Raw genomic sequence first — 13,215 nt, forward strand, 5'->3', positions numbered from 1 at the left:
CGCGCCTCCCGCCACGACCTCTGGTCGGCATGCCCTCGATTCGCACGGAAGGGACGCAATGGAACTCCCGGCACTCAAGTGCTGCACCTGGCACATGGACGGCGACGTCGGTGTGCTCACCCTGAACCGGCCGGACCGGCTCAACGCGATCGCCAACACCGACATCGACGAGCTCGACCGCGTCATCATGCGGGCAGGCAAGGAGCCGTCCGTCCGGGCCATGGTGATCACCGGTGCGGGGCGCGGCTTCTGCTCCGGCGCGGACGTCAAGGAATGGGCGGCGCACGCCGACGCGGACGAGGAGTCCTGGCCCGCGAAGATGCACCGCACGATCGCGCGGCTCTACTGGCTGCCGATCCCGGTGATCGCGGCGGTGAACGGCGTCGCGGCCGGGTCCGGGTTCGACATCGCGCTCACCGCCGACATGCGGTTCGGCTCGACGGCCGCCCGGTTCGGCCAGGTGTACGCGCAGCGCGGCATCTGCCCGGACGCGGGCGGCTCCTACCTGCTGCCCCGCATCGTCGGCGAGGCCCGCGCGGCCGAGCTGATCTACACCGGCCGGATCATCGACGCGGACGAGGCGCTGCGCATCGGCGTGCTGTCCGAGGTCGTCGAGCCGGACCGGCTGATGGAGCGCGCGCTGGAGCAGGCGCGGATCTTCGCCGCCGGGCCGACCGTCGCGATCGGCGAGGCGAAGCGGAACATCCGGTCCGGCCACACGCTGGGCATCGAGGAGGCGCTGCGGAACGAGCAGCGCGGCGCCCGGATCTGCGTCCCCACCGAGGACAAGGCCGAGGGGCTGGCCGCCGCGATCGAGAAGCGCCGTCCGGTCTTCGTGGGGCGATGATGACGACCGCCCGGCAGTTCGCGGCGGAGGGCCACCGCCTCGACCGGCTGTTCCGTCCGGCGAGCGTCGCGGTCGTCGGCGCGTCCCCGAAGGGCGGCTACGGGCTGCGGACGCTGCGCAACATGAGCGGTGTCGGGTTCACGGGACGCCTGTACGCCGTCCACCCGACCCACACGGAGGTCGGCGGGGTCCGCGCTTACCCGTCGCTGAGCGACCTGCCCGAGGCGCCGGACGCGGTGGCCGCCGCGATCCCGGCGCCCGGCGTCCCGGCGCTGGCGGCGGAGGCGGCCGGGCTCGGCGCGGGCGGCATGGTCGTGTTCGGCGCCGGGTTCGCCGAGCGGGACGCGGAGGGACGCCGCCGCCAGGACGCCCTCGTCGCCGCCGCGGGCGACCGGCTGCCGCTGATCGGGCCGAACTGCCTGGGCGTCGCCAGCTACCGGGGCCATGCCGCGCTCTGGGGCATCGAGATGCCGTACGTCCACGCGGACGCGGACGGTGTCGTCGCGCTGGCCGCGCAGAGCGGGAACATGGCGCTGACGACGATGCTGTCGGGCCGGCTGCCCGCGGTCGCCTACGGCGTCTCGGCAGGGAACCAGGCCGTCCTCGATCTGGCCGACTGCCTGGAGTACTTCCTCACCGACCCCGGCGTGAAGGTCGTCTGCCTGGTCATGGAGGGGCTGGCGGACGTCCCGAGGTTCCGCGCGCTGGCGGAGCGGGCCGCGACGCTCGACGTGTCGGTCGTCGTCCTGAAGATGGGCCGGTCGGCGGTCGGCGAGGCCGCGACCGTCGCGCACACCGGCACCCTGGCCGGACGGGACGCCGCCTACGACGCGCTGTTCCGGCAGACCGGCGTGCACCGCGTCCACGACCTGGACGAGATGATCGCGCTCGCCACGCTGCTGGCCGCTCCCCGCAGGCCGCGCGGCGGCAAGGTGGGCGTCTTCGCCAGCTCCGGCGGCGAATGCGGCCTGATCGCCGACCTCGCCGACGACGCCGGCGTCCGGCTGGCCGAGCTGGACACCGCCGCCGAGACCGCGATCGCCGCCGTGCTGCCGCCGTACATGGGGATTCGCAACCCGCTCGATCTCGGCGCGAACGCCTGGGGCGACCAGGACGTCTACCGCGCCGCCGCCCGCGCGATGGGGGAGTGCCCGGACGTCGACGTCGTCGCGTTCATCGGCGACGCGCCCGCCCACGCCGACCCGCTGGACGAGATCGGCTGGACGGAGATGATCGGCGGCGCCGGGGAGGCCGCCGCCGCGCTGGACGTGCCGGTCGTCATGATGACGACCACCACCGATCTCACCCCCGGCCTGACCGATCTGGCCGGGCGGAACGGGGTCGTCCTCCTCGCCGGGACGCGCCCCGCCCTGCGCGCCATCGCGCTCGCCGGCGAGCCGCGTCCGCAGGCGAGCGCGATGGTCACCACCCCCGCCACCGACGCGGAGACGCGCCGCCGCGCGGCCGAGATCCTGACCGGCCGGGATGGGGCGCTGCCCGAGGCGGAGGCGAAACGGCTGCTGTCGGTCTACGGCGTGGTGTCGCCGCCCGGCGAGGTGGCGGCCGACGCCGACGCCGCCGCCGAGATCGCCGGACGGATCGGCTACCCGGTCGTGTGCAAGGTCCACGCCGCCGGGGTCGCGCACAAGTCCGACATCGGCGGCGTCGAGATCGGGCTCGCCGACGAGAAGGCGCTGCGCGAGGCCGTCCACCGCATCGAGGAACGCACCGGCACGGCGAACGAGGTGCTGGTCGAGCGCATGGCCGGGCCGGGCGTCGAGCTGATCGTCGGCGGGCGCAACGACGCCGCCGGTTCGCTGGTGGTCGTCGGCGCGGGCGGCGTCCTCACCGAGTTGCTGGACGACGCGGCCCCCCTGCTCTGGCCGTTCGGCCCCGGCGACGTCCAGGCCGTCCTCGGCCGACTGAAGATCGGCGCCCTGCTGAGCGGCCTCCGCGGAGCCGAGCCCGCCGACCTCGACGCGCTGGCCGACATGGTCGTCCGGGTCGGGCGGCTGCTGGCCGACTTCCCCGAGATCGCCGAGATCGACGTCAACCCGCTGCTCTGCCGCCCCGACGGCTGCCTGGCGCTCGACGCGCTGATCGTCCCCGGCAAGCCCGCGAAAGGAGACTGATGGACTTCGCGATTCCCGGCCATCTCGTGGAATTCCGCGAGACGGTCCGCCGGTTCACCGAGACCGAGTTGATCCCGCACGAGGATTACGTCGAGGAGCACGACGGCCTGCCCGAGGACGTCGAGCGGCGCATCCGCGAACGGGCCGTCGCCATCGGGCTGAATTCCATGGGCATGCCTGAAGAGTTCGGCGGCGGCGGAATGGACGTCCTCAGCCAGGTCCTCGTCACCGAGGTGCTGTTCCGCGCGGCCGGCGGCGTCGCCGAGACCGTGCCGACCACGCCGAGCGTCCTGCTGGCCTGCAACGACGAGCAGCGCGAGCGGTTCCTGATCCCGTGCGTCCGCGGCGACGTCCAATGGTGCTTCGCGCTGACCGAACCCGACACCGGATCGGACGCGGCAGGAATCCGAACCCGCGCCGAATGCCGCGACGGCTCCTGGGTCATCAACGGCCGCAAACGCTTCATCAGCCACGGCGATACGGCCGACTTCGCGATCGTCTTCGCCCTCACCCATCCCGACCGCGACGAAGACCGCATCACCGCCTTCCTGGTCGAGAAGGGCACGCCCGGTTTCAGCGTCGGCCAACTCCACAAAACAATGGGACATCGCGGCTACCGCCAAGCGGAGCTGGTGTTCGACGACTGCGCCGTCCCCGAGGCGAACGTGCTCGGCGAGCCCGGCCGCGGTTTCAGCCTCGGCCACGGCGCGCTCAGCGGCGGACGCATCATGACGGCCGCGCGCTGCCTCGGCCCCATGGCCCGGCTCCTCGACGACGGGATCGAGTGGGCGAAGCAGCGCGTGCAGTTCGGCCGCCCGATCGCCGACTACCAGGCCATCCAGTTCATGCTCGCCGACTGCGCCACCGACCTGCACGCGTCCCGCCTCATGACGTACGAGGCGGCGTGGTCGGCCGACCGCGGCGCGGCGCCCAAGATCGTCCACGCCAAGGCGGCCGCGGCGAAGCTGTTCGCCACCGAGGCCCTCGGCCGGGTCGCCGACCGCGTCCTGCAGATCTTCGGCGGCACCGGCTACATGAACGAGACGTACGTCGAACGCGCCTACCGCAACGCCCGCATCGAGCGGATCTGGGAAGGCACGTCCGAGATCCAGCGCATCATCATCGCCCGCAACCTGCTCAAGCGAGGAATGTTCCGCTGAGATCACCGCCCTGATCCCCCGCCGCCCCACCCCGAAGAAGGACGATTCCCATGAAGATCCCCGGAAGATCACAGAGTTCCCCGCTCGCGCGCCGCGACGTCCTGCGCGGCGGTGTCCTGCTGGCGGGCGGCATCGCCGCCGCACCGCTGCTCAGCGCCTGCGGCGGCTCCGGCGGGGGCGGCGATAGCAAAAAGGTCGTCGTCGCCGACTGGGGCGGCGCGCTCGTCGAGGCGGAGAAGAAGTACATCTTCGAGCCGTTCAGCAAGGAGACCGGGATCGAGGTCGTGGTGGCCGGCCCGCCGACCCCCGCCAAGATCAAGGCGATGGTCGAGACCGGCAACATCGAATGGGACCTGATCGCCGGCGGCCCCAGCACGGTCCTGCCGATCGGCCGCAAGTACTTCGAGCCGCTGCCGGACAAGCTGCTCAACATTCCCGGCATCGACCCGTCCTACGTCGACAAGAACTGGCTCACCTACTACCTGTTCTCGATCGTCATGGCCTGGAACACCTCGGTCGTCGGCGCCGGGAAGAAAATGGAGAGCTGGGCCGACTTCTGGGACACCGGCAAATTCCCCGGACGGCGCTCGCTCCGCGGCGCCGACAACGGCGTCCCGCCGGACATGGAGTTCGCGGTCCTCGGCGACGGCGTCGACATGAAATCGGTGTACCCGATCGACGTCGACCGCGCGTTCCGCAGCTTCGGCAAGCTCAAGCCGGACGTGCCGCAGTGGTGGACGTCCGGCGCCCAGCCGGGCCAGATGCTCGTCAGCAAGCAGGTCGGCGCGTCCAGCATCTTCTCCGGCCGGATCGGCGAGCTGAAGAAGAAGGGCGCGCCGCTCGACTTCACCTGGAACGGCGGCATGTTCCAGCTCGCCGCCTGGTCGGTCGTCAAGGACGCGCCGAACAAGGAGAACGCCTTCAAGCTGATGGAGTTCTCCGTCCGTCCCGACATCCAGGCGAGCGTCTGGAGCAAGTACCCGAACGGCCCGTCGAACTCCAAGGCGCTCGACCTCATGGACAAGGAGTTCGCGAAGACACTGCCGTCCCACCCCCAGAACGTGGAGGTGCAGTTCCTCCAGGACGCCGAATGGTGGGGGAAGAACCGCGACGCCGTCCTGAAGCGCTTCCAGGAGTTCGCGAAGTCCTGACCGCCTCGACGTCCTGACCGCCCCGACGCACCCGAGGAGAACAATGGAATCACTGGCAGGCCGCGCCTACCTGGTCACCGGAGGCGGCACCGGCATAGGCGCGGCCACCGCCCTCCATCTCGCCGGCCAGGGTGCGTCGGTGACCGTGATCGGACGCCGCAAGGAACCCCTGGAGAAGGTCGTGGCCGAGGTGGAGCGCCAGGGCGTCGCCGCCCTGGCGCACCCCGCGGACGTCCGCGACCCGGACGCCGTCGACGCCGCCGTCGAGACGACCCTCGATCGCTTCGGCCGGATCGACGGCCTGGTCAACAACGCCGCGGGCAACTTCGTCACCCCGGCGGAGAAGCTGTCGCCGAACGGCTGGCGGGCGGTGGTCGACATCGTCCTCAACGGCACCTGGAACTGCACGTCCGCCGTGGCCCGCCACATGATCGGCGCGAACCGTCCCGGCTCGATCGTCAGCGTGATCGCCACCTACGCCTGGACGGGCCACCCCGGCACCGTCCACAGCGCCGCCGCCAAGGCCGGTGTCGTGGCCATGACCCGCACCCTGGCCGTCGAATGGGCCCGCTACGGCATCCGCCTGAACTGCATAGCCCCCGGCCCGACAGAAACCGAAGGCGCAGGCAACGCCCTCTGGGCCACGCCCGAAGACAGAGCCCGCGTCCTGTCGTCCGTCCCCCTGAACCGTTTCGCGACCGCCCCCGAGATAGGCGACCTGATCGCCCTCCTCCTGAGCGACCGCGCCACCTACATAACCGGCACGACCCTCACCGCGGACGGCGCCCAATCCCTAAGCCCCCAGATCTACGGCCCGCCCCTCGACACGGCGAACACGATCACGCCGTCCACGAGCCCGTCACGTGCTTGACCCGGGTGCCGGTGATCAGCCGGGGAGGTCGCTCGTTTCGGGGTCGGTCCGGTCCACCTCCAGCGTGTCGGCGAGGAGGGCGCGGGTGTAGGGGTGCTGGGGTTCGGTGAGCACCGACTCGACCGCGCCCGACTCCACGACGTGGCCCTGGCTCAGGACGACGACGCGGTCGCCGATGCTGCGGACGACGGCGAGGTTGTGCGTAATGAAGATCATGCTCAGCCCGTCGTCCTGCAGCGTGCGGAGCAGTTCCACGACGGACGCCTGGACGGAGACGTCGAGGCCCGAGGTGACCTCGTCGCAGATCAGCAGCGTGGGGTCGCAGGCGAGGGCGCGGGCGATGGCCACCCGCTGGCGTTGGCCGCCCGACAGCTCGGCGGGGTAGCGGTCCGCGAGCCGCCACGGGATCTCGACGCGCTCCAGGGCCTCCCTGGCCTTGGCGCGGGCGGCCTTGCCCCGGACTCCGTAGAAGTGCTTGAGCGGCACCATCACCGCCGTCGCGACGGTCTCGCGGGGGTTCAGCGAACCGTAGGGGTTCTGGAAGACGTACTGCATCTGCTGCTTGACGGCCTTCGTCCGGTCCCGCAACAGGGGCGGGAGCGGCTTCCCGTCCATCTCGAAGGTGCCGGACTGGTCCTCGTGAAGCCCGATCAGGCAGCGGGACATGGTCGTCTTGCCGCTGCCCGATTCGCCCACGACCGCCAGGCATTCGCCCGGAGCGACGTCGAAGGACATGCCGAACAGGACCTGGGTCCGGCCATAGGAGGCGTTCAGGTCCCGGACGCTGAGGACGGACGCGTCCCCCTGTGCGCCCTCGACGCGCCGCAAGGGCTCCTTGACCAGGACCGTCTGGTTCTGCCGGACGTGTTCGACGCGGACGCAGCGCGCCGCACCGCCCGAGGGCGTGGCGACCAGCGGCGGCGCGGAGTCGCGGCAGCGGTCCTCGGCGAACGCGCAGCGGTCCGCGAACACGCAGCCGTCGAACTCGGCTCCCGGCGCCGGCGCCCGGCCGGGGATGGAGACGAGCGGCAGCCGCTGGCGCGTCGACGGGACCGACTCCAGCAGCGCGATGGAGTAGGGGTGCGCGGCGGAGAGCAGGACCTCCTCGCGCGATCCCGTCTCCAGGACCTGCCCGGCGTACATCACGGTCACCAGGTCGCCGACGGCGCCGACGACCGCGAGGTCGTGCGAGACGAAGACGGCGGCCATGCCGCGGTCCGCGCAGAGGCGGGCGACCATCTCCAAAACCCTCGCCTGGGTGGAGACGTCCAGGCCGGTCGTGGGCTCGTCGAAGACGATCAGCTCCGGGCCCTTCGCCACGGCCATCGCGATCGCCACCCGCTGCTGCTGGCCGCCCGAGAGCTCCTGGGGGTGACGGCGCAGGAAGGCGTCGTCCGAGGGCAGGCCGACCGTTTCGAGAACCTGGCGGATCCTCGGCAGGTTCTCCTTCGTGGCGCCGACCATTCCCTCGGTCAGCTGGGTGCCGATCCGCATCGCCGGGTTGAGCGCCGTCGCGGGGTCCTGCGGCACGAAGCCGATGAGCTTCTTGCGCGCCTCGCGCAGGTCGTTCGGTGCGAGCGCGAGCAGGTCGACGCCGCCCACCACGACCTTGCCGCCGGTGATGTTCGCGCCCTTCTTGGCGAAGCCGAGCAGCGCGAGCGCGACCGTGCTCTTCCCCGAGCCCGACTCGCCGACGAGCCCCATCACCTGGCCGCTCTCCAGGCCGAACGACACGTCGTCGGCGATCACGCTGCCGTCGTCGAGCGCGACGGTGAGCCCGGTGACCTCGACCGCCTTCATGAACGAGCTCCCTCGGTGCGGCCGATCACGCGCGCGGCGCCTTCGGCGAAGAGATTGCCCCCGATGGTGAAGAGGGCGACGCAGGCGGCGGGGATGATGACGGCGAGCGGCTGGATGGCGAGGCCGTCCTTGTTCTCGCTGACCATGAGCCCCCAGTCGGACGCGGGCGGCTGGACGCCGAAGCCGAGGAAGCTCAGCGAGGCGAGCCCGACGACCGACCACATGAGCCGGAGCCCGATCTCCACCATCAGCGGGGACGTCACGCTCGGCAGCACCTCCCGCATGAGGATGTGGCGGGACGAGAGCCCGACCGTCCGCGCCCACATGACGTGCTCGCGCCTCATCACCGGACGCGCCGCGCCGCGCATCACCCGCGCCATCCCGGGCGTGAGCCCGATCGCGACCAGGACCACCAGGATCACCCGGTTCGGCCCGAGCATCGAGATGAACAGGATCGCCATGATGATCGTCGGGAACGTCAGCAGCACGTCGACGAGCCGCATGAGGATCGTGTCGACGACCCCGCCCGCGAAGGCCGCGACCAACCCGATGGCGGTGCCGAGGATCACGCCGCCGGACGTGGCGACGACGGCCATCCAGGTCAGGTTGGCTCCCCCGCTGAGGATGCGCGAGACGATGTCCCGGCCCAGCGAGTCGGCGCCGAGCAGCAGGCCGTCGCCGGGCGGCGCGTACGGCTTGGCGAGGACCGCGGTCGGCGAGTGCGGCGCGAGGAACGGGCCGACGACCGCGAAGGCGATCATGGTCAGCAGCATGATCAGGCCGAGCCGGGTCTGCCGGGAGGTCAGGACGCGGCGGGTGAGGTTCGCGGGCGGAGCCTGGACCCCTGGCTCCCTGGGTCGCGTTCGGATCATGGCCGGACGCTCCTTCGTCTGTCAGCGGTCGTCTGTCAGCGGATTCGTCCGTCAGCGGGACTTGTTCAGGGTGCCGAGCACGTCGGCGAGCTGGTTGAAGCAGAAGAACGCGACCGCCATCAGCATGATGATGGCCTGGATCATCGGCAGGTCGTGGCCGGCGACGGCGTCCACGAGCGCCGAGCCGATGCCCGGATACGCGAACAGGTACTCGATCACGACCGAGCCGGCGATGGTGTAGGCGGCCATGATGCTCGCCGCCGGGATGCTGGGCGCGAGGGCGTTCGGCAGCGCGTGCCGGAACAGGATCCGCCGCATCGACAGGCCCTTGATGATCGCGAGCTGCACGTACTCGCTCTCCAGCACGTCGATGAAGGACACGCGCACGAGCCGCGACAGGTAGGTGACCCCGACGAGCACCATGACGGCGAGCGGCATGATGAGCTGCCGCGGGTGCTCCCAGGGCGCGTCCCCCGGAGGGATCAGCGAGACCGGGGGAAGGACCTTGAAGACGACGGTGCCGAACAGGGCGATCACGAGGCTGCCGATGACGAAGTCGGGCGTCGCCGTCACGATGAGCGAGGTGCCCAGGTAGGACCTGTCCAGCAGCTTGTCGCGGAAGACGGCCGCGAGCAGGCCGACCAGCAGGGACAGCGGCAGGATCAGCACCATCGCGATCACGGTCAGCGTCGCGGAGTTGAAGACCCGCTCGGCGAGCAGCTCGGACACGGGCTGGCCGCTGACCAGCGAGTTCCCCATGTCGCCGGTGAGGACGTTGCTCAGCCAGTCCCAGTACTGGCTGAGCAACGGCTGGTCGAGGCCCAGGTTCTGGTTCAGCTGGGCCACCTGCTCGGCGGACGCCCCGGGCCCGAGGATGATGTGCGCGACGTCGCCGGGCATCGCCTGCGTCGCCACGAAGACGATGACGGAGATGCACCACAAGGTCACCAGGCCCGTCAGCGCACGCCGCCCGATCTGCCACGCGAGGGCGGACCGCCGGGAACGGCTCGGGGCCGGGGCGTCCTTGACCGTGTTGTCGGTCGTCGTCTCAATAACCGTCACCGCGACACCGCCCTACCTGCTCATTGGTCGAGGCCGACCTTGGTGAAGTCGTACAGGTTGCCCGAGGGGAATTCCGGGACGAGGCCGCTCACCTTCGAGGAGTACACGCTCACCGTGGGGTTGGTCGCGGTGAGGATGCTCGCGCCGCGCTCGTACTCGATCTTCTTCATCTGCTTCTGGATCTCGCACTGCTCCTGCACGTCGGCGGTGGCGTAGAGCTTCTTGGCCAGCGACTTGAACTCCGAGTCGTCCCAGTGGTTGTGGTTGAGCACCGCGTCGCCGCTGATCATCTCGGGCACGCCCTCAAGGTAGGGACGCGTGTCGTAGCCGGTGTAGAACGTCCACTCGCCCCACTTCTCCAGGTAGGCGCCCAGCTCCATCTTCTGAACCTTGATGGTCACGCCGATCTTCTTGGCGTCCTCGGCCAGGATCTGGACGAGCTGGAGCATGCCGGGCTTGTTCGCGGCGGTTCGCAGGTCGATGGTGAGGTTCGACTTGCCCGCGTCCGCCAGCAGCTTCTTGGCCTGGTCGAGGTTCTGCTCCCGCTGGGGGACGGCCGGCACGCACTTGTCGAAGCCCGAGTGGTCGTTGGCGACCTCGCCGAGCCCGTCGAAGGCGTTGGTGAGCGCGAGCTTGCGGTTGACGATCAGCCGCATCGCCTGCCGGACGCGCACGTCGTTGAACGGCGGGGTGTCGGCGCGCATGCCGATGGAGACCTTCAGGTTCACATCGCTCTTCATGACCTTCAGGCCCGGCGTCTTCTCGATCGTCGGCAGCGAGGTCTGGAGGATGTTGGAGCTCGCGTCGATCTGCCGGCCGATCAGCGCGTTGGTCGAGGCCTCCGCGGTCTTGAAGCTGATGATCTTGACCTGGTCGAGCTTGGGCTTCGCGCCCCAGTAGCCGTCGAACCTCTTGACGAGCGTCTCCCGCCCGGGGGTGAACGAGACGAGCCTGAACGGGCCCGTCCCCATCGCCTGCTCGGGCTTGGACCCCTTCTTGTAGAAGATGATGTTGCTGTTGGTGACGGCGAACTCGAACGGCCCGTACGGCTTGGGCAGCTTGAACTTCACCGTCAGGTCGTCGACCTTCTCGATGCCCTTCGGGTCGATGAAGTCGATGTAGTTGCGCTCGATGAGCGCGTTCTTCTTGTCGAGGACCCGCTGGAAGACGGCGATGACGTCGTCCGCGCTGAACGCGCTCCCGTCATGGAACTTCACGTTCGGACGGAGCTTGACCGTCCACTCGGTGTTGTCCTTGTTGTGCGTGATGCCGGTGGCGAGCGCCCACTGGTAGCCGCCGTCCTTCGTGCGGTGGGCGAGCGGCTCGAACATCGTGGCGTTGCGGACGTAGAAGTCCTGCGACCTCAGGTTGGAGTAGGCGTCCAGGGTGGAGATGGTGCTGGCGACCACGCCGACACGGAGCATGCCCCCGGACGCACCCTGCCCCTCCGACGAGCCCGTGGAGCATGCGGCCGCGAGGCTGACGACCATCGCGGAGGCCACCACGGGCGCGAGTATCGGGGGACGTCTCCTGTGCCCCTTGCCGACCAATCGACTCAACATCCTTCCTCCTTAAGGGAAGACGCTGGTGCGGGTGCGTTGGGAGCGCTTGTAGTTTGTATGACGTACGAAAGCAGACGTACTACGCCGCGTCAATAACGAAGGCGGACCTGGTCTGCGAAAAAGGGGAACGCTCCTGCGGCTGGCCAGCGATTAGGGCGCACAGCGACGGTGCGGCTACAGTCCGTGGAGGTTGACCGGGCCTCGGACGTATGACTATCTTACGTCATACAAAAATCGAGGAGAGGGCATGTCAGAGACCGGACCGGACCTGCGGATCGACCGCCCCGCGGAGACCGTTCCGCAGCTCGTCGTGCGCAGGGTCCGGCAGGCCATCCTCGAAGGCACGCTGTCCCCCGGACGCCGGCTCACCGAGCGCGAGCTCATGGAGCTCACCGGCGTGAGCCGCACCTCGATCCGCGAGGCCGTCCGCCACCTCCAGGCGCTGGGCCTCGTCGAGATGTCGGGCCGGAAGGGCGTGCGGGTGGCGGTGCTCGGCAGCGACGACGTCCGGCAGCTCTACGAGGTGCGCGCGGCGCTTGAGTCCGAGGCCGCGTCGCTCTTCGTCCAGCGCGCCACGGACACCGAGATCCTGGAACTGGTCAAGCTCACCCGGCCGGGCAAGAGCGACGACGACCAGCTCTCCTCGATCTACCACTTCGACGAGCTGCTGCTGGCGGGGGCGAGGAACGCCCTGCTGGCGTCCACCCTCGCGCCGCTGCACGCGCGCATCCACGCGCTGCGCCGGCTGTCGCTCACCATTCCCGGACGCCGGGAGAGATCCGAGCAGGAGTACCGCGACCTCGTCGCGGCCATCACGGACCGCGACGCCGACCGCGCCGCTCAGCTCGCCCGGCAGCACGTGGACGCCGCGAAGGACGCGGCGCTGGCGGCCATCGCGAAGCTGGAAGAAGAACGAGCCTCCGGAGCATGACCGCCCAGACCGGGACCGAATGAGCGTCGCCGCCCTACAGGAGGCCGCCGCATGAACGCGCACGCACCCTTCTCGAACAGGTTCCTGTACTGGATCGCTCTCGACTTCGCCGGCTCGGACCCGGCCGACGTCGCGCGGTTCAACCGGTTCTACGACGAGACGCACGTCCCCGAGGTCTTCGCGCGGCATCCGGGCTTCGTCGCCGCGCACCGCTACGCCCTCCAGCTGCCGGACTCGCGGGGCGACCTCGGCGGGGCGTACCTGGCGGCCTACGAGGTCGAGAGCGAGGAGGCGGCCGACGCCTACCTCGCCGGGACGAACGCCGGCGACGGCGCCCGTCCCGGCTACACCGACGACCCGCCGCTCTGGCCCGATCTGCTCACCCATCGCTGGCGGGTGGTCTACGAGAAGGTCGCGGAGACCTCGCCCTCCAAGGGAACCCCGGACGGGATCTACATCATCGGGATCGACCCGCCCGAGGACGTCGGCGACGAGCTGGCCGCGTTCGAGGAGTTCTACACCGACATCCATGTGCCCGAGGCGACGTCCATCGGCGGCTTCACCCGGGGGACCAGGTACGCGTTGCGGCACGCGCTCGAGCACCCGGAACCCGGCTGCCCGCGCTACCTCGCCGTCTACGAGCTGGAGGACGCCACCGACGAGAACGTCCTCGCGACGCTGCGCACGCTGCTGAAGGCGAAGACCTGGACCCCGGGCCCCGCCTCGTGGGCCAGGCACACGACGCCGTGGCGGCTCTGGTACCGGAACATCTCGTTCATTCCACGGGCGACGTCGCCGGACGGAGCGACCGTTCGGCGACCTTGATG

11 protein-coding genes are annotated in these 13,215 nt (G+C 70.2%); 7 read left to right on the forward strand and 4 right to left on the reverse strand.

The features are described 5' to 3' along the window. The first annotated feature begins 58 nt into the window (after nucleotides 1-58). The 5 genes from E1287_RS16970 to E1287_RS16990 are packed head-to-tail and all read left to right on the forward strand — an operon-like array spanning nucleotide 59 to nucleotide 6,161. Nucleotides 59-847: an enoyl-CoA hydratase-related protein gene (locus tag E1287_RS16970; RefSeq protein ID WP_131965922.1), complete on the forward strand. Its 789-nt coding sequence runs from the start codon at nucleotides 59-61 to the stop codon at nucleotides 845-847. Then, nucleotides 844-2,979 carry an acetate--CoA ligase family protein gene (locus E1287_RS16975; protein ID WP_131965923.1) on the forward strand — a complete coding sequence of 712 codons (2,136 nt, stop codon included), beginning with the start codon at nucleotides 844-846 and terminating at the stop codon, nucleotides 2,977-2,979. The genes E1287_RS16970 and E1287_RS16975 overlap by 4 nt, the downstream gene beginning before the upstream one ends. After that, the gene (locus E1287_RS16980; RefSeq protein WP_131965924.1) at nucleotides 2,979-4,139 is read left to right on the forward strand and encodes an acyl-CoA dehydrogenase family protein; all 1,161 of its coding nucleotides are present in this window, start codon (nucleotides 2,979-2,981) and stop codon (nucleotides 4,137-4,139) included. Before E1287_RS16975 ends, E1287_RS16980 begins: the two co-directional genes overlap by 1 nt. Before the next feature lie 50 nt (nucleotides 4,140-4,189). After that, the gene (locus E1287_RS16985; protein ID WP_131965925.1) at nucleotides 4,190-5,290 is read left to right on the forward strand and encodes an ABC transporter substrate-binding protein; all 1,101 of its coding nucleotides are present in this window, start codon (nucleotides 4,190-4,192) and stop codon (nucleotides 5,288-5,290) included. Nucleotides 5,291-5,333: 43 nt separating this feature from the next. Next, complete coding sequence (locus E1287_RS16990) at nucleotides 5,334-6,161, forward strand: SDR family oxidoreductase (protein WP_131965926.1); 828 nt, start codon at nucleotides 5,334-5,336, stop codon at nucleotides 6,159-6,161. Between the two features lie 15 nt (nucleotides 6,162-6,176). On the opposite strand, the gene E1287_RS16995 is transcribed toward E1287_RS16990, so the two are convergent. Genes E1287_RS16995 through E1287_RS17010 form a run of 4 tightly spaced genes read right to left on the reverse strand, consistent with a single transcriptional unit; the run spans nucleotide 6,177 to nucleotide 11,457 of the window. Further along, nucleotides 6,177-7,961 carry an ABC transporter ATP-binding protein gene (locus E1287_RS16995; RefSeq protein WP_131965927.1) on the reverse strand — a complete coding sequence of 595 codons (1,785 nt, stop codon included), beginning with the start codon at nucleotides 7,959-7,961 and terminating at the stop codon, nucleotides 6,177-6,179. Further along, nucleotides 7,958-8,833: an ABC transporter permease gene (locus E1287_RS17000; protein WP_131965928.1), complete on the reverse strand. Its 876-nt coding sequence runs from the start codon at nucleotides 8,831-8,833 to the stop codon at nucleotides 7,958-7,960. The genes E1287_RS16995 and E1287_RS17000 overlap by 4 nt, the downstream gene beginning before the upstream one ends. Before the next feature lie 51 nt (nucleotides 8,834-8,884). After that, complete coding sequence (locus E1287_RS17005; protein WP_243719105.1) at nucleotides 8,885-9,895, reverse strand: ABC transporter permease; 1,011 nt, start codon at nucleotides 9,893-9,895, stop codon at nucleotides 8,885-8,887. Nucleotides 9,896-9,915: 20 nt separating this feature from the next. Beyond that, entirely contained in the window at nucleotides 9,916-11,457 is a 1,542-nt protein-coding gene (locus E1287_RS17010) for an ABC transporter substrate-binding protein (RefSeq protein ID WP_131965929.1), read from the reverse strand. A gap of 247 nt (nucleotides 11,458-11,704) precedes the next feature. On the opposite strand from E1287_RS17010, the gene E1287_RS17015 reads away from it, so the two are divergent. Both E1287_RS17015 and E1287_RS17020 read left to right on the forward strand, forming a co-directional pair. Continuing rightward, a complete protein-coding gene (locus tag E1287_RS17015) occupies nucleotides 11,705-12,388 on the forward strand; it encodes a GntR family transcriptional regulator (protein ID WP_131965930.1) in 684 nt (227 codons plus the stop codon). A gap of 51 nt (nucleotides 12,389-12,439) precedes the next feature. Then, nucleotides 12,440-13,213: a DUF4286 family protein gene (locus E1287_RS17020; protein WP_131965931.1), complete on the forward strand. Its 774-nt coding sequence runs from the start codon at nucleotides 12,440-12,442 to the stop codon at nucleotides 13,211-13,213. Nucleotides 13,214-13,215: the final 2 nt, after the last annotated feature.

It is taken from the genome of Actinomadura sp. KC06 (assembly GCF_004348735.1).
Classification (GTDB): Bacteria; Actinomycetota; Actinomycetes; order Streptosporangiales; family Streptosporangiaceae; genus Spirillospora.

Bases quoted from the DNA above. Each gene is read 5' to 3' on its own strand.
- E1287_RS16980 (WP_131965924.1), top strand. From the start codon at position 2,979: ATGGACTTCGCGATTCCCGGCCATCTCGTGGAATTCCGCGAGACGGTC.
- E1287_RS16970 (WP_131965922.1), top strand. From the start codon at position 59: ATGGAACTCCCGGCACTCAAGTGCTGCACCTGGCACATGGACGGCGAC.
- E1287_RS16985 (WP_131965925.1), top strand. From the start codon at position 4,190: ATGAAGATCCCCGGAAGATCACAGAGTTCCCCGCTCGCGCGCCGCGAC.
- E1287_RS17020 (WP_131965931.1), top strand. From the start codon at position 12,440: ATGAACGCGCACGCACCCTTCTCGAACAGGTTCCTGTACTGGATCGCT.
- E1287_RS16990 (WP_131965926.1), top strand. From the start codon at position 5,334: ATGGAATCACTGGCAGGCCGCGCCTACCTGGTCACCGGAGGCGGCACC.
- E1287_RS17000 (WP_131965928.1), bottom strand. From the start codon at position 8,833: ATGATCCGAACGCGACCCAGGGAGCCAGGGGTCCAGGCTCCGCCCGCG.
- E1287_RS16995 (WP_131965927.1), bottom strand. From the start codon at position 7,961: ATGAAGGCGGTCGAGGTCACCGGGCTCACCGTCGCGCTCGACGACGGC.
- E1287_RS16975 (WP_131965923.1), top strand. From the start codon at position 844: ATGATGACGACCGCCCGGCAGTTCGCGGCGGAGGGCCACCGCCTCGAC.
- E1287_RS17015 (WP_131965930.1), top strand. From the start codon at position 11,705: ATGTCAGAGACCGGACCGGACCTGCGGATCGACCGCCCCGCGGAGACC.
- E1287_RS17010 (WP_131965929.1), bottom strand. From the start codon at position 11,457: ATGTTGAGTCGATTGGTCGGCAAGGGGCACAGGAGACGTCCCCCGATA.